This window comes from Streptomyces rimosus, from assembly GCF_008704655.1.
Taxonomy (GTDB): domain Bacteria; phylum Actinomycetota; class Actinomycetes; order Streptomycetales; family Streptomycetaceae; genus Streptomyces; species Streptomyces rimosus.
Genome location: NZ_CP023688.1, coordinates 1068719 through 1091031, shown reverse-complemented (window position 1 = coordinate 1091031; position 22313 = coordinate 1068719). Strand labels below are relative to the sequence as shown.

The following is a 22313-nucleotide window of genomic DNA, read 5'->3' as shown; positions in this document are numbered from 1 at the left end:
CCCTCACTCCGACAGCAGCACGACCTCCAGCTTCCGCGGCCCGTGCACCCCTTCCACCCGGTCCAATTCGATGTCACTGGTCGCCGACGGACCCGAGATCCACGTCAACGGCCGTGCCGGGTCCAGCCGTTCGAGCGCCTGCGGCACCGAGTCGACGACCTGGTCCGGCACGCGCACCACGCAGATGTGATGGTCCGGAATGAGCGAGATCCGGCGGCGGCCCTGGTCGGGCGAGCCGTCCAGAACGATCGTGCCGGTCTCCGCGATGGCCACCGCGCAGCCGGTGACGACGCTGTCCACCGTGTCGAGTTCGCGCGCGGTGCTCGCCGCCCGGTCGTGGATGCGGACGGGGTCGGCGGCGGCCATCCACCAGGGGTCCAGCCCCGGCGGTACGAGGACGTGCTGCGTGCCGTGCTCGTTCAGCAGGCGCATGACCAGCATGTGCACATCGTCCTCGGCGCAGTGGTGCACCACCGCCCGGTACTCCGCCAGATTCTCCGCCAGCAGCGCCACCCGCTCCTCCGCCGTACGGGAGCCATGGGTACGCAGGTAGTCGCGCGGCACCGGCACATCCCCGGGCCCCTCGCCGCGCGGTACGTCCGCCAGCGCCCGGCGCACCCGCGCCAGCACCACATCCCGGCTGCTCACTTGCCCTGCTCCTCTCCACGCGTACGCCGCCACCAGTCCCGGAACGACTCGGCCGGAACCGGCGGCAGGTCCCGGGTGTCCGACCAGGCGTGCCCGGGGCCCGGCAGCCGGCGCGGATGCAGCCGCCGGGTGCGGCCCGCCAGCCGCTGGCCGGCCCGCAGCACCCCCGGATGATCGAAGGCGAACCCCGCCGCGCGCATCGCCGCCCGCTCGGCGGCGTGCCCCTTGGCCGGCTTCAGGACGGTCTTCACCCCGCGCCGCGTCACCTTGCCGCCCTGCACCACCCGCTCCCGCAGATGCACCAGCACCTCCGGGATGTCGATGGCCACCGGGCACACCTCGTAGCAGGCGCCGCACAGCGACGACGCGTACGGCAGCGAGGCGTCCAGCTCGCTCGCCGTACCGCGCAGCTGCGGCGTGAGGATCGCGCCGATCGGGCCCGGATACGCCGAGCCGTACGCGTGCCCGCCGGCCCGTTCGTACACCGGGCACACGTTCAGGCAGGCCGAGCAGCGGATGCAGCGCAGCGCCTGGCGGCCCACCGTGTCGGCGAGCGTGTCGGTGCGGCCGTTGTCCAGCAGCACGAGGTGGAAGGTGCGGGGGCCGTCGCCGTCCGTCGTTCCGGTCCACATCGAGGTGTACGGGTTCATCCGCTCGGCGGTCGAGGAGCGGGGCAGCAGCTGGAGGAAGATCTCCAGGTCCTGCCAGGTGGGCACGATCTTCTCGATGCCGACGACGGAGATCAGCGTCTCCGGCAGGGTCAGGCACATCCGGCCGTTGCCCTCGGACTCCACGACGACGAGCGTGCCGGTCTCCGCCACCATGAAGTTGGCGCCCGAGATGCCGACCTTGGCGTTCAGGAACTTCTCGCGCAGGTGCAGCCGCGCCGCCTCCGCCAGCTCGCCCGGCGCGTCGGACAGCCCCTCGGGCGCCGCGCGGCCCCAGCGGCCCATCTGCTCACGGAAGATGTCCCGGATCTCGCCGCGGTTGCGGTGGATCGCGGGCACCAGGATGTGCGACGGCAGATCGTCGCCGAGCTGCACGATCAGCTCCGCGAGGTCCGTCTCGTACGCGCTGATGCCGGCCTCGGCCAGCGTCCGGTTCAGCCCGGTCTCCTGCGTCGCCATCGACTTGACCTTGACGACCTCGCGCTCGCCGGTCTCCCGCACCAGCCGGGCGACGATGGCGTTGGCCTCGGCGGCGTCCGCCGCCCAGTGCACCTGCCCGCCGGCCGCCGTCACCGCCTCCTCCAGCTGTTCCAGATAGTGGTCGAGATGGCGCAGCGTACGGTCCTTGACGGCGGCGCCCGCGGCCCGCAGCCGCGCCCAGTCGTCCAGCTCGGCGACCGCCTTGGCCCGCTTGTCGCGGATGGTGTGGGTGGCGTACCGCAGATTCGCGCGCAGCCGGCCGTCCTGAGTGGAGGACGCGGCGGCCGTGGGGAACGCGGGCATGCCGAGATATGTGCCGCTCATCGCGGGCTCCCTTCCCTGCCGGCCGGCTTCCGGGTATCTGCCTCCGTGGCGGCCAGGATCTCCGCGATGTGCACGGGCCGGGCCGCCGCGCCCTCCCGCCTGAGCATGCCGCCGATGTGCAGCAGACAGGAGTTGTCGACCGTGCAGACCGCCTCCGCGCCCGTCTCCCGGACGGCGCGCACCTTGTCGGCACCCATCGCGGCCGACACGGCCGGATTCTTCACCGCGAAGGTGCCGCCGAAGCCGCAGCACTCCTCGGCACCCGGCAGTTCCCGCAGCTCCAGGCCCTTGACGTGCTCCAGCAGCCGCCGCGGCCGGTCGCCCAGACGCAGCATCCGCAGGCCGTGGCAGGTGGGGTGGTAGGTGACGGTGTGCGGGTAGTACGCGCCGACGTCCGTCACCTTCAGCACGTCGACCAGGAACTCGGTCAGCTCGTACGTCTTCGGTACGGCGCGCGCCGCGGCCTCGGCCAGGTCCCGGCTGTCGCGCCCCTCGGCCGCGATCCGCGGATAGTTGTCGCGTACCATCGCCGCGCAGGAACCGGACGGGGTGACCACATAGTCGTAATCCCGGAAGGCCCGCTCGTAGCGGCGCACCAGCGGCTCCGTCAGATGCCGGTAGCCGGTGTTGAACTGCGGCTGGCCGCAGCAGCTCTGTTCCTCGGGGAATCCCACCTCGACACCGAGGCGTTCCAGCAGCGTGATCACTGCCCGGCCGGTGTCCGGGTGGAGCGTGTCGTTGATGCAGGTGACGAACAGTGCTACACGCACGTTGCCATCTCCTTTCGGCTGCCGTTACCGCTGGCGGCGGGCCGTCCCACCGGTACATGATCACCTGTCGGCTCATCCTGCCCCAGCGGCGGGCCGAGGAGAAGGACCCGGAGCGGAGGACCATGACACGTGCGGAGCAGGCCCCGGACATAACGAAAGCGCAAGGACCCGACGGCGCGCCGCGGCGGGTGTCGCAGCTGCGGCAGCTGGCCGCGGCGTCCGTCGGCAACGCCGTGGAGTGGTACGACTGGTACGCGTACTCCTTCCTGGCCGTCTACATCGCCGACCGGGTCTTCCCCAAGGGCACCGGCAACTCCCTGGTGCCGCTGCTGTCCACCTTCGCGGTGTTCGCGGTGGGCTTCTTCATGCGCCCGATCGGCGGACTGCTGATGGGCGCGGTCGCCGACCGCCGGGGCCGCCGCGCCGCGCTGACCGTGACGATCCTCCTGATGGGCGGCGGCAGCCTGCTCGTCGCCGTCGTCCCCACCTACGCGGCCACCGGCGTGCTGGCGCCGGTCGTGCTCGTCGTCGCCCGGCTCGTCCAGGGGCTCTCGGTCGGCGGCGAGTTCGCCGCCTCCACCACCTTCCTCGTCGAATCGGCGGGCCCGGGGCGGCGCGGGCTGTTCTCCAGCTTCCAGTACGTCTCCACCACCGCCGGCCAGCTGCTGGCGTCCGGCACCGCGGCCCTGCTCGCGGGCGTCCTCACCGAGGACCAGATGGGGCAGTGGGGCTGGCGCCTGGTGTTCCTGATCGGCGCCGTGCTCAGCCTGATCGGCCTGTGGGTACGCAGCGGGGCGCGCGAGACGCGCAGCGCGCAGCAGCGCGCCGCCGCCCGCCCCGGCCTCTTCGAGGCGCTGCGCCGCCACCCCCGGCAGTCCCTGCTGATCTGCGGCATCACCGCGGGCGGCACCCTCGCCTACTACACCTGGACCACCTACCTGCCCACCTACGCGCAGGTCAACGCGGGCTTCGACAAGAGCCAGGCGCTCACCGCCGGCACCCTGTCGCTGCTCTTCTTCACCCTGCTCCAGCCGCTCGGCGGCATGCTCTCGGACCGGATCGGCCGCAAGCCGCTGCTGCTCGGCTTCGCGCTGGGCTTCGCGGTGCTCGCCGTACCGCTGCTGCACCTGGTGACCGACGCGTTCTGGTCGCTGCTGCTGGTGCAGTGCGCGGGCATGGTGCTGCTGACCGGCTACACGGCGGTGGCCGCGGCCGTGAACGCCGAGGTCTTCCCGGCCCGCGTACGGGCCGCGGGCATCGGCTTCCCGTACTCCCTGACCGTGGCCCTCTTCGGCGGCACCGCGCCCTACGTGGGCACCTGGTTCAAGCAGGCCGGGCACCCGGACCTGTTCCCCTGGTACGTGTCCGCGCTCTGCCTGGTCTCCTTCGTCGTCTACCTGACCCTGCCGGAGACCGCCAAGCAGAAGCTGGAAACCTGAGGCACGGGTGCGCGCGGGCCGTCCGCGGTCCGCGCGCACCGGGACGGCCCGCGTCCGGATCACGGTCCGGGCGTCACCTGCGGGCGACGACGGCCGCGTTGGCGCCGGGCGCCTCGAACGGCACCTTGCGCACCTCGGAGAAGCCGGCGTCCCGCAGCCAGGAGGTGTACTCCGCCGCCGTGTAGTTGCGGCCGCCCTCGGTCTCCACCAGCATGTTCAGGCTCATCAGGGCGGCCGGTGCGGGCCCGGTCAGGTCGTCGTCCACCATCAGCTCGCTGATCACCAGGGTGCCGCCGGGCGGCAGCGCCGCGCAGCACTTGTCGAGCAGCATGCGGTTGGTGTCCTCGTCCCAGTCGTGGAGGATCATCGACAGCACGATCACGTCGTGGCCGCCGGGCAGCGCGGGCTCGGCGAGGAAGTCGCCGGGGAGGGTGCCGATCCGGTCCGCGAGCCCGGCCTCGGTGATGTTGCGTTCCGCGACCGGACACACCTTCGGCAAGTCGTAGACGGTCGCCTTCAGACCCGGATGCTGCCGGCACAGCTCGATGGCGTAAGCGCCGGAGCCGCCGCCCACGTCCAGCAGCCGCGTCCCGGCGGTCAGGTCCACCACCTCGCCGAGCCGCTGCGCGGTCCACGACGACACCGCGTGCATCGCCTCCCAGAACACCGACAGCAGCCCCGGGTCCTCGGTGTCGAACAGGTGCAGCTGCTTGTCGGGGTCCCAGGTCGTGGGCCGGTTGGTGCGCACCGCCTCGCCGAGCCGGCCCCAGCCCGGGTACAGCCGCTGGTCCAGCATCCGCAGCCAGCCGCTGAAGTGGTACGGGCGCCCCGGCACCAGATAGGCGTCGGCCAGCGCGGAGTTGACGAAGCGGCCGTCCCCGCGGCGTTCCAGCAGGTCCAGCGCCGCGCAGCCGGTCAGCAGCATCCCCGCCGGCCGGGTGCCGATCTCCAGCTCCTCGGCGCACTCCTCGACCGTGCCGCCGCCCAGCCGGTCGAGCATGCCGAACAGGCCCAGCTCGTCGGCGGTGGCCAGCGTCTTGAACGCCCAGAACCCGGTGGCTAACTGCATCAGCGGAAGCGGGGACGCGGTCGGCGCGACGGGGTGCGGGGATGCCATGGGATGCCTCCAGGGATCGTTGTGGGGGTGCTGCGGGGGACGTGCGGGGGGACCGCACGGGGGTTCACGGACGCGAACATACGTCCGCGTCCGTGATCACTACCACCGCCGGGAGGCTGTCACACACGGAAAACGGGCACCGTGGTGCCCGTTTCCGGCCGTATCGGGGCGATCGCCCACGTCAGGGGGCATGGTCGTGCCGGGAGGAACGGCCATGTCCGCCGCCCGATTCCACGGCGCCGCCCAACTCGGCCCGGAGCGGGGCCAGCGCGCTCCGGGACGGGCCGGTCACCGACCAGCGGGTGCCGACGAGATACGTCCCCCCGTACGCCTGCGCCTCGGTGAGCCAGGCGCGTTTCTTGGCGTCGCTGCTGAAGGTGAGCATGCGGAAGGTGCCGGCGCCGGTGGTGCAGCCGCCCTCGCGCAGTTCCTGGGCGTCAACGATGACTTCGGCGCGGCAGCCGAGGGCGGCGGCGATCCGCGCCAGGGAGGCCGGCGGGCCGGACGCGCCGGGGGAGGGGGCGGCGTGCGCGGGATGCGGGGAGCCCTGGGCGGCGGGTGCAGGACCGCCGTTCGCATAACCGGTCACCACGATCGCGCAGGACAGGACGCCTGCCGCGCCAAGAAGCAGCACCGGGCCGGAGGGAGACCTCATGCCGGAATTCCCCCTCTCACCGGCAGTCGCGGCCGGAATTGATGCAGTCCACGGCCGTACGCATCAGCCGCTGCGGCATCGCGTTGATGAAGTCCCCGTGATCCGTCACCGGGTTGTGCAGCTGGTCGGGGAAACTGTCCACCGCGTACTGCGCGTTCGGCGGAACGGCGTAGGTCAGCCGCTGCACCAGCCGGGGAATGGCCCGGAATCCGTTGCGGCACCGCCCGTTGCCGTCCGGGAACACCACATGCGTCCGGTGATTGGCGCTGTCGATGTTGCGCCCGTCCCAGCAGTTGGGGAACGCCAGCGACCGTACGACGTTGCTGCCGCGAGGACAGATCGGGTACTTGTTCTTCAACTGCCGGTTCTCGAAACCGGTGCAGCTCCACGAGGCGTTCGCGTTGGCCGGGCCGTTCGTCAGGGCTTTCGCGTCACCGGTGAGGTTCCGCAGGAACGGGGGCATGGCCGTGACCTTGTCCGCGCCGTTCCCGTCGAACTTCAGCGACACCGCGGCCGGGCGCAGGATGGTGCCGACATTGCCGTCCTGCCCGCCGCCGGGTGCGTCGGCGTCCCGTTCCCGCCCGTTGTCCCGTAGCCGGAGCACCGGCCAGTAATACGTGGACCGGTCCCCGTTGCCGCAGGTCGTACCGGCTCCGGCCAATTCCCGGTCGGAGGAGAACGCGCTTGTCGCCAGATTGCCGACATAGTCGTGCATATGGTGGGCGCCGTTGCTGACTCCCGGCGCCACGATCAGGTTGTCCGGATTGTTGTGCCGGTTCTCGTTGCGCCCGCATTCCGAGCGGAACGAACCGGAGGCGGTGCCGCGTCCCCCTTGGCCATTGCCGCGCGTATTCGGCCGTACGGTTTTGATGTCGACGAAGTCGTCGCGGAACGGGCCGTTGCCCGCACTGTTCCCGCCCCGGGCGTCCCGGGGCGCGTTCCGCGCGGTGGTCGCATTCCCCGTCGTCGTGCGGCACGCGCTCAGCCGGTCGAGCGCGTCCGGCCGCTCACCGGCCCGGCGCAGCGCGTCCGTGATCCGCCCGATGGTGGCCTTACGGTCCTTCTCCAGGCCGCGCAGCACTTGGTCCTGTGTGCCGGGATCGGCCGACCACCGCCGGAACGCCTGGGCGACCTGAGCGTCCAACTGCCCCAGGTCACGGTTCACTTCGGGCGCGGCGGCAGGTGGAAGGCTGCGCAGCCGCTGCCCCACGTCCGGACAGCTGATCGTCCGGCCGGCCACCGTGCCCGCGCCGCCGCCCGCCGAGGCGTCCGTGCCGCCGGCCCCGGGCCCACCGGGCCCCGCCAGGGCCTGGGCGGCGATGATCGCCGTACCGCCGCAGGCGGCCAGCGCCGTGAGGATCAGCGCGCCGCTCCGCTTGGAAAGGCGCGTCCTCTTGTGCGGACGCGCAGTTATCCGTTTCTGCCGTTTCATGTCATCACTTCGCTTCTGATCGCGGGGTGGTCCTGCGGCCGTGCCTCTTCGCGGCAATGCGGTCTCGCGGTCATACGTACGCCGGGCGCGGTCGTTTCACGGGAACCGGTATGCGAGGACTTCCCGCTGGTCGGCGGCGCCGTGGGCAGGGATATACGCAGAGCTACTTGGGTGGCTGTCCATCGGTGAGCGCTTCGAAGTCGACCAGTCCGGTCTGTTCCAGCGCCGTAATGTGATCGAGCACGACGGAATTGGCGCGAGTGGCCAAATCCCGGATCATGGAATTCCGGGTGCTCGCCCGCACCTGCGCGACAAGGGAGAACACCTTGCCGTGCGCCTGGCGGGCCAGATTCGCGAACAACCGCTCATAGGCATCTCCTTCGGCCGCGTCGAGCTGGGCGAGCCAGCCCTGCTGCTCGGGCGTCGGCTGTCCGGGAAGCGTGATGTTCAGAGCGCGGGCCGTGTCGGCGGCACGCTGATTGAGATCGGTGTGCCCCTCCATCAAATGTCGGCCCGCATGCTTGATGGCCTGCCGTGTACCGCGTTGCAGTGCTTGCCGGCCGGCGGGCAATTCCCACAGCCCGGCCTGCCGTACCTTTCTGACGAATTCCCGGTCGAGCGGTGACAGGGGGCCCGACGGCGTGTTCCACACCCCGAGCCCGTCGTCCTGCGCGGCAGGCGCGGAACTTCCCGCCGCGCTGCCGCTGCTCGCGAACAACTGCACCGGCAGCAGGATGGCCACGGCCGTCAGGGAAAGCCCGGCGACGACCAGACCCGTACCCACCGAAAACCGCGACCGGACATTGCCGATCACCGAACGCCGCCGTCCGACGTTGCGCACAGCGCCCTCCTTCCCCAGGGATGGAAAAAGGACGCTAATGCCGGGCCGGGGCGCCTCCGCGTTGTTGGCACCAAAGCGACAAAGAACTGCCGTGGCCGCGGGCGGTTGCTAGGGTGCGGGGCCGCGGCGAGCGGTGCGGGGGCGCTTCGCGCGCCCCTTACGCTCTCCCGGGGTGTCCACCGAAGCCGACACACCGGGCGGTACCCGGGGGCATCGGGCGAACGGGTGATTAGCGGGCGCGGCCGTCACCACTGGGGCCGGGGCGTCAATACCTGTAGCAAACACAGCAACGCTGCCGGTCTGCCGCGGCCGACCGGCAGCTGTACGCGAAGGAGACCCCTCCATGTCCGCACCGCGCCGCCTGCTGACCACGGCCTGTGTGACCGCGCTCGCCCTCACCGGGCTCCTGGGTGGCGGGTTCGCGCTGGCCGCAGCCCCGGACGGCCCGCGCCCCGTGCCCGCGCCCCAGGAGGAACCGACCCGGCTGGGCAAGGGCACCGGGACTTTCTGCCTGACGCCCGGCGCCACCCGTGCCCTGGCCAAGGCGCACGTACGGCTCAACGCCATCCGTCCGGCCCGGCTGACCGGCACCCATGAGCGGCGGTGCGTCGCCACGCCGATCACCGGCGGCACGTTCAACCGCGCCCTCACCCGGGGCGAGATGCACTTCGACGGCGGCTTCGAATTCACCCGCGGCGGCCGCTACCTGCGGGTCAACCACCTGAAGGCCGACGTCGCCACGGGCCGGGTCTCCGGCGACGTGCGGGGCGCCCGCCCGGCCAGGACGGCGTTCCTGGCGTTCAAGCTGGACCGGAAACAGTTCCGGCTCGCCTCCGGCAAGATCAACTCCGGCCGTATCGTCTTCACCCTGACGGACCAGGGCGCCGCATCCTTCAAGGCCGCCTTCGGCGCCACACCGGTCAAGGCAGGCGACCAGCTCTTCGAGGGCACCGGCTCGGCGGAACTGCGCACGCCGCAGCCGTCGCACACCCAGCGTCCGGCTCAGCAGACGCTCGACGTGTCGCAGTGATCGGGGGCGGTGGCATCGGCGGCGGCTGACCGCCGACCGCCGCTGACCGGTGGGCCCGCCTCCGACCGGCGCGGGCCCACCTCCGTACGCCTGCACTGGGACGCGTCACCGTACGCCTGCGCTGGGGCGCGTCATCGCGAAACGGGCCGGAATGCCTCCGCGGTACTCGCCCCCGAGCCCTCCCTTGCGCCCTCTCCCAACAATCGCCGAATGTCCCGCACGGCCGCACGTCCCGCGCGGTTGGCGCCGATGGTGCTGGCGGAGGGGCCGTAGCCGACGAGATGGACGCGGGGATCCCGTACCGTGCGGGTGCCCTCCATCCGGATGCCGCCGCCGGGCTCGCGCAGCTTGAGCGGGGCCAGGTGATCGACGGCGGCGCGGAAGCCGGTGGCGTACAGGATCGTGTCCGCCTCGACGGTACGGCCGTCGGCCCACACCGCGCCGGTCCCGGTGAGCCGGTCGAACAACGGCAGCCGCTCCAGCACACCGCGTTCGCGCGCCCGCCGCATCGCCTCCGTCATCGGCAGCCCGGTGACCGACACCACGCTCTGCGGCGGCAGTCCCCGCCGTACCCGCTCCTCGACCCGGGCGACGGCCGCGCGCCCCTGCTGCTCGTCGAACGGGCCCTCGCGGAAGACCGGCGGGCGGCGGGTCACCCAGGTCGTCGCGGCGGCGGCCTCCGCGATCTCCAGCAGCTGCTGGACGGCCGATGTGCCACCGCCCACGACGATCACCCGCTGCCCCGCGAAGTCCTGCGGCCTCCGATACTGCGAGCTGTGCAGCTGCCGGCCCCGGAAGCCGCCCTGGCCGGGGAAGCGCGGCCAGAAGGGGCGGTCCCAGGTGCCGGTCGCGTTGATCAGGGCGCGGGTGGCGTACGTACCCTCCGAGGACTCGACCAGCAGGCGCCCGTCCGAGCCGTCGCGCACCGCCCGGACGTCCACCGGGCGGTGCACCCGGAGCCCGAAGGTCCGCTCGTACGTCTCGAAGTACGCGCCGATCACCTCGGCGGACGGACGGTCCGGGTCGGCGCCGGTCAGCTCCATGCCGGGCAGCGCGTGCATGCCGTGGACCTTGCCGTACGTCAGGGTGGGCCAGCGGAACTGCCACGCGCCGCCCGGCCGCGGCGCGTGGTCCAGCACGACGAAGTCCCGGTTCGGCTCGTACCCCACCCGCCGCAGGTGGAAGGCGGCGGCCAGGCCCGCCTGCCCGGCACCGACCACCACGACCTCGGCTTCCCGCACCCCGGTGTAGTTCATGCTTCTACCAACCAGGGGGCGGGCCGGAATCTTCCGGGATTCGGGGCTTCGGGCGGTCGTGCCGTCGGCGTGGGGCGACCGCCTCGGGACGCCCCTCAGCGACCGCCTCCGGCACCCCCCTCAGCGACCGCCCGCCACCAGCAGCGGCGCTCCGCCCGGCGCGGAAGCCGGACGGCCGATGGCGGCCGGGACACCGGACAACGGATCGGGACCGGTACCGGTACCGGTCCCGACCCCGCCTGGCAGCAACCCCCGCGCTGCCAGCTCGGGCCGTACGCCCTCCCCGAACCAGTACGCCTCCTCCAGATGCGGATAGCCCGACAGCACGAAGTGCTCGATGCCGAGCGCGTGGTACTCCTCGATGCGGTCGGCCACCTCCGCATGGCTGCCGACCAGCGCCGTCCCCGCGCCGCCGCGTACGAGACCGACCCCGGCCCAGAGGTTCGGCGCGATCTCCAGCTTGTCGCGTGAGCCGCCGTGCAGCGCGAGCATCCGCTGCTGGCCCACCGACTCGCTCCGGCCCAGCGCCTGCTGCGCGGCGGCCACGGTGTCCGGGTCCAGGTCGTCCAGCAGCCGGTTCGCCGTGGCCCACGCATCCTTCGCCGAGTCGCGCGAGATGGTGTGCAGCCGGATGCCGAAGCGGACCGTACGGCCCTCCCGGGCGGCCAGCCCCGCGATCCAGTCGATCTTCTGCTTCACCTGCTCGGGCGGCTCGCCCCAGGTGAGGTACACGTCCACGTTGCGGGCGGCGACCGGCCCGGCCGCCGCCGAGGAGCCACCGAAGAAGATCTCCGGCAGCGGGTCCGGCGGCAGCGCCGTCAGCCCGCCCTCCACCTGGTAGTGCTCCCCGTGGAAGTCGAACGGCGCGCCACCCCACACACCCCGTACGACCTGCAAGAACTCGTCCGTGCGGGCATAGCGCCGGTCATGGTCCAGCCCGTCGCCGAACCGCCGCTGCTCGGTGGAGTCGCCGCCGGTCACCACGTTCAGCAGCAGCCGGCCGCCGGAGATCCGCTGGTACGTCGCGGCCATCTGCGCGGCCAGCACCGGTGAGATCACCCCCGGCCGGAAGGCGACCAGGAACTTCAGCCGGTCGGTGACCTGGGTCAGCGCCGCCGTCGTCAGCCAGGCGTCCTCGCACCAGGTGCCCGTCGGCGTGAGGACCGCCTCGAAGCCCAGCTGCTCGGCCGCCTTGGCGATCTGCGCCAGATAGTCGATGTCGGGCGCCCGCACCCCGCTGACGGGGGTGATGCGTTCACGCCGTACTCCGCCGTCGGTGTACGCGTGGCGGTCGACGAGCGTACGCCCGTCGCCGCCGGTCGGCAGGAACCAATGAAGATGCACGGTCACGGTGTTCAGCCGGCCTTTCCTGGAGAGCTGTTCGGGTAGGTACGCGGCGCCGTGCTCGAAGGCGGCAGGCCGCCGTTGAACCGGGTGTCGACGAAGGACGAGAAGTCGAAGCGGCCCGGGATCAGCTTCAGCTCGGCGAAGGTGTCGGCGATCCGCTGCTCGGAGGCGACGGCCGCCCGGTCCAGGGCGACCGTCACCGCCGTACCCCGCGTCCGCTTGGCCGCGGCCAGCGCCACGTCCCGCGGCAGCCCGGTCTCCTTGGCCCACACCTTCGCCCAGGCGTCCGGATGCCGGTGCACCCAGTCCTGTGCCCGGCGCAGCCGGTCCACGTAGTCCTTGAGCGCCGCCGACTTCTTCTCGTCGCCCAGCGCGGCGGGCGCGGCGACCTGGAAGCTGAGCCCGTTGACGACGCCCTCCCCGGTGGTCAGCACCCGCGCGTCACTCTGGTCGAGGGCCTGCGAGGTGTACGGGTCCCACACGGCCCAGGCGTCCACCCGGCCGCGGGTGAACGCGGCCAGCGCGTCGGCCGGCTGAAGGTAGTTGAGCTTAACGTCCTTCGGCGACAGCCCGGCCTTCCGCAGCGACGCGACGAGCTGGTAGTGCGCGGAACTGCCCTGCGCCACCGCGATCGACTTGCCCTTCAGCTCCGCGGGCCGCTTGATCGGCGAGTCCTTCTTCACCAGGACCGCTTCCCCCGCGGGCGAGCCGTGCGACGCCGCGACCACCTTGATCTTCGAATTCGCCGCGGCGGCGAAGACCGGCGGCGTGTTGCCGACCCCGCCCACGTCCACCGCCCCGGCGTTGACCGCCTCCAGCAGCGGCGGCCCGGAGGTGAAGGTCGACCACTGGATGCGGTACGGCAGGTCGTCCAGCTCCCCGGCCGCCCGCAGAATCGACTCCGAACCGCCCTTCTGGTCACCGACGTTCAGCGTCACCGAGCCCTTTCCGTCGGTGCCGCCGCGGGTGCCGCCATGCCCCCCGTCGGCCCGGGAGGCTCCGCCGCAGGCAGTGAGCAGGAGGAGGGGGAGGACGAGGAGAGAGAGCAGGGGAGAGGGGCGGGGCGGGGGTGTTGCTTGCATATGGGGTGGTCCGTTTCCTGTGGGTGATGGATACGAGAGCGCAGGTGAGCGGCCGCGAGAGGGGGCCTCACGTACGGCAGCGGCGCTGGCGGTAACGGCAGCGGCAACCGCCGTCAGGCAACAACCACCCCCGCCGCACCCGCTTCCACCTCGTTGTCCTGCTCCTCATCCGCCTCCACCCCCAAGCGGTCCAGCAGTTGCGCGCGCAGCGCGGCGAACAGCGGGTCGCCAACGGTGCGGGGGCGCGGCAGGCGGACCTCCTCCTCGTACGCGATCACGCCGTCCTCCATCACCAGCACCCGATCGGCCAGCAACAGGGCCTCCTCCACGTCATGCGTGACGAGCAGCACCGCGCAGCCGCGCTCCCGCCACAGCTCGGCCACCAGCCGCTGCGCCTTGATGCGCGTCAGCGCATCGAGGGCGCCGAACGGCTCGTCCAGCAACAGCAGGTCGGGTTCGCGTACGAGCGCGCGGGCCAGCGAAGCGCGCTGAGCCTCACCGCCGGACAGCGTCTTGGGCCACGCGTCCGCCCGATGCCCCAGCCCCACCTCGCCCAACGCCGCCTCAGCTACGCCGCGTTCGGGTTTCCCCGGCAGCCCCAGCAGCACATTTCGCCACACCCGTTTCCACGGCATCAGCCGGGGAGCCTGAAAGGCGACGGCCTTCCGGGCCGGTACGAGCACCTGCCCCTCGATCTCCCGGTCCAGCCCGGCGAGCACCCGCAACAGCGTGGACTTGCCGCACCCACTCCGCCCGAGCAGCGCCACGAATTCACCGGGCGCCACATCCAACCGCAGCCCATCGATGACGGCCCGCCCGCCGAAGGCCCGCCGCAGCCCCCGAACCCGTACGGCAGCACCTCCGTCAGCCACCCCGCCCACCCCCAACTGCTTCTCCCCTTCCGGCCCTTCTACTGTCCGGTGAACGTCGGTCGCCATTGCAGCAGCAGCCTTTCCAGAGTGCGGACGATGAAGTCGGCGAGCAGCCCGAGGACCGCGTACACCACGAGGCACACCACGATCACGTCGGTACGGAAGAACTCCCGGGCCTGATTCATCAGGAACCCGAGCCCGTCATCGGCATTCACCTGCTCACCGAAAACGAGCGCCAGCCAGGCGGTGGCGAGCGAATAGCGAAGCCCCGTCATGGCGCCCGGCAGCGCACCGGGGAGTACGACGTGCCGGATCAGCCCCCAGCGCCCGAGACCCAGCGAGGTGCCGGCCTCCACCAATTGCGCATCCACACCGCGAATCCCGGCATACACATTCAAGTACAGGTGAAAGGCGACCCCCAGCGAGATCAACGCGACCTTCGGCGCCTCACCGATCCCCAGCCAAATAATGAACAGCGGAATAACGCCCACCCATGGCACGGACCGCAACATCTGCACCACGGGATCGACAAGATCCTCCCCAAGCCGCGACAGCCCGGACACGAGCGCGAGCGCCACCCCGGCGACCACCCCCGCCACCAGTCCGACGGCGACCCGTTGCAGCGACACGAGCATCGCCGACGGCAACGTGCCGTCGGAGACCAGCGTCCATGCCGTACGGGCGATGGTCCCCGGCGAGGCGAGGATGTCCTCCGGCAGCGCCCCGCTCGCGCTCAGCACCTGCCACAGCACGAGCAACAGGACGGGCACCACGACGCGCCGAAGCCACCGGGGCACGGACCGCCGCCGGACCGACAGGGGGACGACGGGAACGAGGTCGGGCCGCCTCGTATGCGATGGCGGTGCCTCGGGTGGGGCATGCACAGGCACGGCCTGATCAACAGTCACGGAAGCTCCAGATCAGAAGACGCACGCCCCCTTCCGCCGTACGCCTGACCTGGGCAACCCAGCGGGGGGAAAGGGGAACGTGCCGAGAACACGCCGTACATTCGGCGCGCGAGACAGTCAAAAGAAAGGCAACGCAAGAGGCGCGCGGATCACTTCTGAACGCGGCCCAAGGGCGTCAGCGGAGCAAAAGCCCTCAGCCCCGGCAACCGCGCCGACACGCGGCGGACGCCACCCGCAGCAGGTCGATGTGACCGCGCGTGGTGAGCCGGGCTGACGTAGACATGTCGCTGAACGTAGCGGCGCACCCGAAGTCGGGTCAAACATCATCTCACCTGCTGGACCTTTATTGCGGCGACATTGCCCCACCGCTGCCCCGATCCACACCCCACCCGTACGAAAATGGACCCATGAGCAACGCATTCAAGACCCGGACCCTGGACCTCACCACCGGCACCAAGGAAGCGGTCGCCGACATCACCGACGACTGCGCCGCCTTCCTCCGCGACGTCGCGGACGGCGCCGACGGCCTCCTGAACGTCTTCGTCCCGCACGCAACCGCCGGCATCGCCATCATCGAAACCGGCGCCGGCAGCGACGACGACCTCCTCACCGCCCTCGCCGACCTCCTCCCCGCTGACAACCGCTGGCGCCACCAACACGGCTCCCCGGGCCACGGCCGCGACCACGTCCTCCCGGCCTTCGTCCCACCCCATGCGACGCTTCCGGTCGTCGACGGGCGGATGGCGTTGGGGACGTGGCAGTCGGTGTGTGTCGTGGATACGAATCGGGATAATCCGGAGCGGCGGGTGCGGTTGTCGTTTCTCGGGTAGCTCCGAGGCAGTCACAGGCATGACTGAAGGGTTGATGCTCGGCCGTACCAAGCGAGAAGGCCGGCCTGTGCTTGCGACGGCCGCGCGCCGTCCGAATGTTGACAGGTCGAGGCGGAACCGCTCACGGCTGATTCGGATGACACGGCCCTGTACTTCTCGTCGAACCGATGGACCACATCACGGACGGTGTCCTCGTCCGTCCGCACCGACTGAGTGGTCACCAGCATTCAGTTCCTGCCTGACCATCGGCAAGGGCAGCTTCGACACCATCCTGGCCCGCTGCCGCGAATGCGGTGTGCCGCTGGTGGTGTACGCCCCGACCGGCAGCGTCGCGGCTCGCGCCTTCCGAGGCCGGGGCGTGATAGCCCTGGCCTCGGAGCCCTTCCCCTTCTCCCTGTTCAGCGCCGAACCCACCACCATGTACCGCTACCGGATGGCGGCCGGCACGCGACGGCCGTGACCCGCCCGTCCAAGGCCGCCGCCCATGGCACGGAGGGCGCCGGACACGCCGCCTGGCACCACGGCGAGATCGTGCAGGGCGTCTTCCTCGACGAGCGGCGTCGCCCCGTACCCTCGCTGGTCACGCTGTCGGTGCACGGACCGGGCAGCACCGCTCGATTCGCGCACCGGCTCGGCAGTTCGCCGCACGAGGTGGTGGTGGCCCCCACCGACCGGACCAAGGCACGGGCGACGACCATCCTCGCGGTGCGGGAGTGCGCCACACACCCGAATGCGGAGCCCTGTGGCGGGAAGCTGTACCTCACCGGGGCGCTCCCATCGAACTCGGCATGAGCTCTTCCACCAGCGGCGTCATCGCCAGTGTGTAGGCGGTCGCCGATGCTTGGGGCGTGCCGCTGCCGGTTGACGTGGTCGTCCGGATGGCGGTGCGCGACGAAGGCGCCAGAGACTTCCCTGATGCACGGCTCACGCCCCTGCTCCCCGCCCAGCGCGAGGGCCGGGGTGAGCGAGACGACCGTGCGTAGGGGGGTTCGAGCTGAAGGCCGGTGAGTCCCCGTTGGGGCGGGTGCGGCGGCCGGGCAGGGCGCAAACCGGTCGTGGACCTCGCCCCCGGGCTGCGGCCCGCGCTGCTGGCACTGGTCGAGCCGGACGAGCGGGGCGATCCGATGTCACCGCTGTGGTGGACGGTGAAGTCGACCCGCACCCTCGCGCGGAAGCTGACCCGGGCCGGGCACTAGGTCGGCGCTGACACCGTCGCCGACTTGCTGCGCGAAGTCGTCGTACAGGAACACTTGCCGCGTGCCGTCGCGTCAATGGGTGCCGATCTCGTCGACGTCCTGGGAGATCTCGTGGACCTCGTAGTTGTTGCCCATCAGCCAGGTCGCGAGCATCAGCGCCACAGTCGTCTTGTCCACCCCAGGGATGCCAGCGATGACACAGACCTGCTGGGCGTCCAGAAGCTGCTTGGCTCGCTCGAAGCCCTCGTGCGGGACGAAGGTGTCGGCGACGCTCGGTAGCCGCTTCTGAAGCCATGACGAACGCAGGTACCGGTCCTGGTTCAGCACGGCCTGGAGGACGGAGGTGCTGCTCAGCCAGAGCCGGAAGTGCCGCCGGACCAGATCCGGACGGTGCAGCAGTTCGGCGACGATCTCATCCGCGCCGTACAGATCGCCGGTGTCGCGCACGTACGGGGCGAAGGCACGGCAGAGCTTTTCTTTGCCGTCGACGGTCAGACCGACCGTCTTGGCGACGACGTAACGGTCGGCTGCCAGCGCGCGGACCTTGTGCAGTTCATTCTTGATCAGGCGCCTGATCAGCGTCGTCTGGGTGGCGCGCGGCCAGTGCTTGCACTGCACGACGGTCGTCCCGGAGGGACCGGTGTACCGCAGGTCGATGCCACGGTCCCGGCCGCGCGGGAAGATTTCCAGCGGGGTACCGAGGACGTCACTGAACAGATCACGGCAGACCACCTCGAAGTCATGGTCCGTCAACCGCCCCAGGTCGAAGGAGTCCAAGCCGTGTTCACCTCATAAATACCGCCACCGGCCTCCATACCCCCTGTAACCATCCGAGTGCTGGCAGAGGGGGGCAGGTTGCCCTCTAGAGTCTCTCCGGAACCGTGTTGCTCACCCCCCGCTGTTCGCCTGTCTCGTACAGCCTCCAAGCCGGCCATCGAACGGCTTCGACTTCTCTGTCCTCACTGCCCAGCAGGTTCCTGCGGTGCAGCATGAGCCGCAGGTGGCGGGCCGCGTCGGAGCCCTCGTTGATTCCCCTGTCGAGTAGTACAGCCCTAGGCGCGGTAGCGCCGACGCCTCTCACCAGAGCGTCCGCCGAGTGTCCGTGAACGATCTCGCCCAGCGTGACGGTGCCTTCCTCAGTACGCGAGAGGGTCCGGTACAGGCGTTTGAGCAGCACATCCTCCTCTTTGTCACCGGGGGGTACGCCGTCCCGTTCCGCGGCCTCCAGCAGCGCGGCGCCCACACCTCCCCGCTTTCGCCAGAGCTCCTTGTCCCCCACCACGATGAGGTGGCAGCGTGCCCGGGTGATGGCGACGTTCCACAGGTTCAGCTGTCCGCCGACCCACTCGACGGCGCCAGGATGCATGCCTTCTGCGGCGACGAGCGAGAACACCATGACGTCGCGTTCTCCACCTTGGAAGGTGTGCACCGTACCGATGCGCAGGCGCTCCTCGTCGTACGGCCGCAGCCGCTTGCGCAGCGTTTCGGCCTGCGCCGTGAAGGGAGTGACAACGCCGACGGTGGCCTCGGGCGGAAGTTGTTCCAGCAGATAGCGGACGCTGTCGAGCACTTTGCGGATCTCGTCCTCGTTGACCCAGGAGCCGCCGAACGGAGGGCGGGCGGCCCGCCCGGTCACATCCGTCCAGATGACAGCTGGGCGGTGCGCCAGAGCTGGACGGCCGCGGGTGTCAGTCAGCACGGTCAGCCCGCCGTCGTAGAAGAAATCGTTGGAGATCCCGGCGATGTGCGGATGACAGCGGAAGTGCTCATCGAGAAGCAATGTGCCGCCCGCGGACTGCTCGGCCGCGTGGAAGGCGGAGTGGCGCCGGTAGGCGAGATGGTGCTTCTCCAGCCAGTCGGACCGCAGCCCGTTTGCGTGCCGGATGAGAGCCTCGCGGTGCGAGCTGGTCTGCGTGATGTGCGTGAGCTGCATGGGGTCGCCGATGACTAGGGCGCGCCGCGCCCGAAACAGCAGCGGCAAGACGTGCGGGATGGCGCACTGACTGGCCTCGTCGACGACGACGAGATCGAACAGGGCCGGGCCCGGCGGGAACCGCCGGGCGGAAAGGCTGGTGACAGCCCAGCCGGCCACAGCGGGCGCGTCCGTGGAACCGTTCGAGCGACCCAGAACTCTCCGCATCTGCGGCCAGTCGCTGCGTTTGCCGTCCCGAGCCATCAACAGGTCGAGAATGCGGCGGCGTCCGGCCCAGGCAGCGGCTTGGACCGTGGCGGCGAGGAGTGTGCGTGAAGCGTCCTGGACGGTGCTCTCCGCATCGTGGAGGGCACGCGTGAGGGATGTGTCGTCAACAGCCGCCGCGTGCTCGCGCCCGTCACGCCATTCAGCCTCAGCCGCGGCGAAGCCGGCGAGAGCGAGGCATCCCGTGGCGGGATCAGCGGCGTACTCCTTCAGACCGGTCGTGCGCAGGAATCGGGTTCGGCGCCACGATCCGAGGAAGCGCGTGTGGGCGAGGCGGCGTGCCTTGTTCTCCAGCTCCCTCCACCGGGATGTGCCACCAAGCAGGTCCTGGAGTTCGGTGACGGTGGTCCCGAGCTGTTCCGCGTGGTGAGCACGGGCTTCGCCTGCCCGGCGAAGCCGCGCCTCGGTCTCCGCGAGGTGTGCCAGACCTTGCCGCACTTCTGCCAGGCTGTCGGTGGCCAGCGCGGTGGCCATGGATGCCGTGGCCACGGTGGTGGACGGCTCCGGGCCGGTACGCAGCGCGTGCAGCGCGGCGGCCTCGTGCTCCGCGTTGCTCTTGCCGTTCTTCCGCGCCGAGCCGGTGCGCACGACGCTGCCGGGCACCAGCTTGTCGCAGCGGCGCCAGACCTCGTCCACGGCGTCGTTGTTGGTGGACGCGACGAGTACGGTCTGACCTGCCGCGATCGCCGTGGCCACGAGGTTGGCGACCAGCTGGCTCTTACCGGTGCCGGGCGGCCCCGTGGCCACTGTGAGGCGGCGGGTCATGGCCGACCGGAGAACCGCCGTCTGGGCTTCGTTGCAGGGCAGCGGTGTCACAAGGCGCGCTGGTTCGGGGTCCGTGTGGGCGTGTGACCGAGCCCGCTGCGAGGCCTCGGGCGCCAGTGCACCGAGGGCGGTCTTCCCGATCTGGTTCGCCTGTTCGGCGATGTCGGCGAAGTCGTTGAGAAGCCCCTTCGTGAAGCCTGTCTGAGGGCGTGCCGCAAACAGGACCGCGGTGTTGCGGGCCCCGTGGCCGGGCGTGCGGACGTCGATGCGGTCGGCGAGCTGGTCGGGACGGAGCTCCTGCACACACGGCAGTTCGAACTCCTGCGTGAGGAGATTGCGCACCTCCACCGCCATACGGTCGTGCTGCCCTCGATGCCAGGACGGCTGAAACGTGTCGATGAGCTGGTTGGCTTCCTCCTCGCCCAGCCAGTCGTGCGCCAGCTGAGGATGCGGCTGGACCGGGCCGTACGGCTTGAGCCGCACTTCGCCTTCGTCCTGAACGATCTCGACGCGGCGTACCAGCAGCGGCGCGAACTTCGGCTGCCGCCAGGGGCGCCCGGCGCGAGGCCCGGTGAGGACCACGGCCGGGTAGCCCGCCCAGAGCTCAGCGTCATCCTCGGCTGCTGAGTTCACCAGTGGGGCCGCCTCCTCGGGAAGCGCGACGCAGCCGTCATCGTCGACGTCGCCGGAGATGAATCTCTCCGCGCCATCCAGGCACACGTACGACGTGTCCTGATGGCTCACGTCCATCAGAGGTGTCTCGGCGCTCTCGGCCAGGACGCATTCACGGTAGTAGTCCAGCAGGTTGCCCCAGGTGGGTTGCTCGTTGGCGGATTTCGCGGCACGCGGTTGTGGCGCTTCTCCGGCGGCGGTTCGGGGCCGGGAGCGCAGAGGATCGAGGATGGGGGCCCGGCCGAAGGGGCTGTCCGCGATGACGATGCGGTCGTCGACGCCGTGTGTGGACTGCACCGGCACCTGGCGCCCGCCGTCCACGGCACGCATGCGCCGGTTGACGTAGTGGAACAGGTCGCTGACCGTTACCGCGCTGCCGCTGTCCTTGCTGACTTTTCCCGTGCGCAGCGCCTCGATGACCTCGCCGGTGAACGCCGATGGCTTCACCTCCTCACCGTCGCCCGCGTCCGCATTCGAGTCCTCCCCGGCCCGCGAGGACGACAGGACGTACACGCCCCTGCTGGTCAGTGGGGGCTGCTCGCCGGACTTCGACACGGAGTTCTCGGGCCGTCGATCCGATGTGCGCAGGCCCACGGCGAACCCTCCGCTGCGGCAGCAGTCGATCATCACGATCTTCTGCGGGGCGACGCACTCTTCCAGAGTGTCGTTGAGGAACCCGGCGCTGACAGCGGTCGAGGCCACCCGGTCGTAGTCGGTGTCCTTGGCGACGAAGTGGAACTCGCCACCGTCACGTACGGTGCGCACACCGTGCCCGGAGACGTATACGAGCGCGAGTTCGTCCTCGTCGCGCTCCTGAAGGAACTCGCCGATGACCACCCGCATGTCGTCGGCGGTGAGATCGGATTCGGTCTGGACGGAGACGAAGTTGCCGATGTTGCGGTGCTTCAGTACCTGGGCGAGTCCCCATACATCCGCCCGTACGGAGGCCAGCGGAGAGAAACGGCCGTCGTCGTAGTGCTCATTGCCGATCAGGAGAGCCCGGCGCTTGTGGAGGCGCGTCATACTGCGCTGTCATCCGGTTCGGGACCGTCGTCGTTGGCGACCCGGTCCTGGAACTCGCGGACCATGCGCTCCTGTGCGACATCCGGACGTCCAGTGATCTCTATGGAGTCGTCCCCGACGGTGACCACGACCTTGCGGTGTCGCTCCTTGGCACACCACTCCTTGATCAGAGTGATCAGGACCTGAGACGCCGGGCGGGCGACAGCGGCGGTGCTGGCGGCCCAGAGAGCCACCTCACCTACACCGGCACCCTTATGGCCCGGTTGCGTGGGTTCGTCCGCTTCATGAAAGCCGACGACGAGACCGTCCGTCGCGTGCAGGGTGGCGTGCAAATCCCGGGTGAGACGCTCCTGCCGAAGTGTGTCGCCGCTTGTGGGCACGGTCAGTGTCCACGGCGTTCCCCCGTTGCGCATGTGTTGCTCCTTGCGTTCGCGTATGTGCTTGCACGGTCCGTCCGGCGACTCTGGCATGCGGGCCGCTGTAAGAGACAGTCGAGGCTGAACGGGAGGGACGGCATCCGGCCACGTCTGAGCGTCGGAGGAGAGGTGTCCGACCTGATACCCGGCTCGTTCCCGGTCTCCCTCGAGCCAGCTCAAACTGGTCCAGGATGTCGCCCCCACGGCTGTGCCGGCTGCTTCTCGGTCCAGGAGTACGTCCGCTGGTATAGCGGGATCTGGGACTGCTGGGCTCGTCCCCCGCGCCAAGTTGGAAGCGTGTTTCCTCACCCGCAGGTTGGTGCCCGCCCCTTCATCGTTAGTGAC

Annotated in this window: 21 protein-coding genes and 1 pseudogene; 6 read left to right on the top strand and 16 right to left on the bottom strand. The window is 70.5% G+C overall.

All coding sequences use genetic code 11. The features are described from left to right. Nucleotides 1–3: 3 nt before the first annotated feature. From CP984_RS04385 to CP984_RS04375, 3 genes are read right to left on the bottom strand one after another with little or no spacing between them, the layout of a single operon-like run. Nucleotides 4–648: a LutC/YkgG family protein gene (locus CP984_RS04385; protein WP_003981117.1), complete on the bottom strand. Its 645-nt coding sequence runs from the start codon at nucleotides 646–648 to the stop codon at nucleotides 4–6. Beyond that, the gene (locus CP984_RS04380) at nucleotides 645–2120 is read right to left on the bottom strand and encodes a lactate utilization protein B (RefSeq protein WP_003981118.1); all 1476 of its coding nucleotides are present in this window, start codon (nucleotides 2118–2120) and stop codon (nucleotides 645–647) included. The genes CP984_RS04385 and CP984_RS04380 overlap by 4 nt, the downstream gene beginning before the upstream one ends. Beyond that, complete coding sequence (locus CP984_RS04375) at nucleotides 2117–2890, bottom strand: (Fe-S)-binding protein (RefSeq protein ID WP_003981119.1); 774 nt, start codon at nucleotides 2888–2890, stop codon at nucleotides 2117–2119. Before CP984_RS04375 ends, CP984_RS04380 begins: the two co-directional genes overlap by 4 nt. 122 nt (nucleotides 2891–3012) lie before the next feature. Here CP984_RS04375 and CP984_RS04370 point away from each other — a divergent pair, with 122 nt between their 5' ends. Beyond that, nucleotides 3013–4329 (top strand): MFS transporter, encoded by a 1317-nt coding sequence (locus CP984_RS04370; protein ID WP_030179592.1) that lies wholly within the window; start codon nucleotides 3013–3015, stop codon nucleotides 4327–4329. A gap of 73 nt (nucleotides 4330–4402) precedes the next feature. Here CP984_RS04370 and CP984_RS04365 read toward each other — a convergent pair whose 3' ends face one another. From CP984_RS04365 to CP984_RS04350, 4 genes are all read right to left on the bottom strand, one after another. Beyond that, nucleotides 4403–5446, bottom strand: a complete 1044-nt coding sequence (locus tag CP984_RS04365; protein ID WP_003981121.1) for a methyltransferase — start codon at nucleotides 5444–5446, stop codon at nucleotides 4403–4405. Between the two features lie 181 nt (nucleotides 5447–5627). Next, the gene (locus CP984_RS04360) at nucleotides 5628–6101 is read right to left on the bottom strand and encodes a hypothetical protein (protein ID WP_043976723.1); all 474 of its coding nucleotides are present in this window, start codon (nucleotides 6099–6101) and stop codon (nucleotides 5628–5630) included. 16 nt (nucleotides 6102–6117) lie between these two features. Continuing rightward, nucleotides 6118–7533 carry a DUF1996 domain-containing protein gene (locus CP984_RS04355; protein WP_003981123.1) on the bottom strand — a complete coding sequence of 472 codons (1416 nt, stop codon included), beginning with the start codon at nucleotides 7531–7533 and terminating at the stop codon, nucleotides 6118–6120. A 163-nt stretch (nucleotides 7534–7696) separates the two neighbouring features. Next, the gene (locus tag CP984_RS04350) at nucleotides 7697–8374 is read right to left on the bottom strand and encodes a DUF4142 domain-containing protein (protein ID WP_003981124.1); all 678 of its coding nucleotides are present in this window, start codon (nucleotides 8372–8374) and stop codon (nucleotides 7697–7699) included. Between the two features lie 343 nt (nucleotides 8375–8717). On the opposite strand from CP984_RS04350, the gene CP984_RS04345 reads away from it, so the two are divergent. Then, a complete protein-coding gene (locus tag CP984_RS04345; RefSeq protein WP_003981127.1) occupies nucleotides 8718–9404 on the top strand; it encodes a hypothetical protein in 687 nt (228 codons plus the stop codon). 131 nt (nucleotides 9405–9535) lie between these two features. Here CP984_RS04345 and CP984_RS04340 read toward each other — a convergent pair whose 3' ends face one another. The 6 genes from CP984_RS04340 to CP984_RS42970 all read right to left on the bottom strand — a co-directional run bounded on the left by CP984_RS04340 (nucleotide 9536) and on the right by CP984_RS42970 (nucleotide 15152). Continuing rightward, entirely contained in the window at nucleotides 9536–10660 is a 1125-nt protein-coding gene (locus CP984_RS04340) for an NAD(P)-binding domain-containing protein (protein ID WP_004571757.1), read from the bottom strand. A 120-nt stretch (nucleotides 10661–10780) separates the two neighbouring features. Then, nucleotides 10781–12010, bottom strand: a complete 1230-nt coding sequence (locus CP984_RS04335; RefSeq protein WP_004571758.1) for an LLM class flavin-dependent oxidoreductase — start codon at nucleotides 12008–12010, stop codon at nucleotides 10781–10783. A gap of 5 nt (nucleotides 12011–12015) precedes the next feature. After that, nucleotides 12016–13089, bottom strand: a complete 1074-nt coding sequence (locus CP984_RS04330) for an ABC transporter substrate-binding protein (RefSeq protein ID WP_043976719.1) — start codon at nucleotides 13087–13089, stop codon at nucleotides 12016–12018. Between the two features lie 113 nt (nucleotides 13090–13202). Further along, entirely contained in the window at nucleotides 13203–14027 is an 825-nt protein-coding gene (locus CP984_RS04325; protein WP_030312164.1) for an ABC transporter ATP-binding protein, read from the bottom strand. Continuing rightward, the gene (locus CP984_RS04320; protein WP_371281894.1) at nucleotides 14000–14851 is read right to left on the bottom strand and encodes an ABC transporter permease; all 852 of its coding nucleotides are present in this window, start codon (nucleotides 14849–14851) and stop codon (nucleotides 14000–14002) included. The genes CP984_RS04325 and CP984_RS04320 overlap by 28 nt, the downstream gene beginning before the upstream one ends. 211 nt (nucleotides 14852–15062) lie before the next feature. Next, nucleotides 15063–15152, bottom strand: a complete 90-nt coding sequence (locus tag CP984_RS42970) for a putative leader peptide (RefSeq protein ID WP_351859681.1) — start codon at nucleotides 15150–15152, stop codon at nucleotides 15063–15065. Nucleotides 15153–15276: 124 nt separating this feature from the next. Between CP984_RS42970 and CP984_RS04315 the strand changes: the two genes are divergently transcribed. The 4 genes and pseudogenes from CP984_RS04315 to CP984_RS04300 all read left to right on the top strand — a co-directional run. Then, complete coding sequence (locus tag CP984_RS04315; RefSeq protein WP_004571762.1) at nucleotides 15277–15699, top strand: secondary thiamine-phosphate synthase enzyme YjbQ; 423 nt, start codon at nucleotides 15277–15279, stop codon at nucleotides 15697–15699. Nucleotides 15700–16003: 304 nt separating this feature from the next. Beyond that, a complete protein-coding gene (locus tag CP984_RS04310; protein ID WP_176564532.1) occupies nucleotides 16004–16159 on the top strand; it encodes a hypothetical protein in 156 nt (51 codons plus the stop codon). Further along, nucleotides 16156–16491 (top strand): hypothetical protein, encoded by a 336-nt coding sequence (locus tag CP984_RS04305; protein WP_004571764.1) that lies wholly within the window; start codon nucleotides 16156–16158, stop codon nucleotides 16489–16491. Before CP984_RS04310 ends, CP984_RS04305 begins: the two co-directional genes overlap by 4 nt. A 45-nt stretch (nucleotides 16492–16536) precedes the next feature. Beyond that, nucleotides 16537–16892: pseudogene (locus CP984_RS04300) on the top strand (ISAzo13-like element transposase-related protein); the annotation flags it as partial. Nucleotides 16893–16967: 75 nt separating this feature from the next. On the opposite strand, the gene CP984_RS04295 reads toward CP984_RS04300, so the two are convergent. The 3 genes from CP984_RS04295 to CP984_RS04285 form a co-directional block, all read right to left on the bottom strand. After that, complete coding sequence (locus CP984_RS04295) at nucleotides 16968–17672, bottom strand: nSTAND3 domain-containing NTPase (RefSeq protein ID WP_004571766.1); 705 nt, start codon at nucleotides 17670–17672, stop codon at nucleotides 16968–16970. Nucleotides 17673–17757: 85 nt separating this feature from the next. Continuing rightward, a complete protein-coding gene (locus CP984_RS04290; RefSeq protein ID WP_004571767.1) occupies nucleotides 17758–21552 on the bottom strand; it encodes a caspase, EACC1-associated type in 3795 nt (1264 codons plus the stop codon). Continuing rightward, nucleotides 21549–21965, bottom strand: a complete 417-nt coding sequence (locus CP984_RS04285) for a hypothetical protein (RefSeq protein ID WP_030312162.1) — start codon at nucleotides 21963–21965, stop codon at nucleotides 21549–21551. Before CP984_RS04285 ends, CP984_RS04290 begins: the two co-directional genes overlap by 4 nt. Nucleotides 21966–22313: the final 348 nt, after the last annotated feature.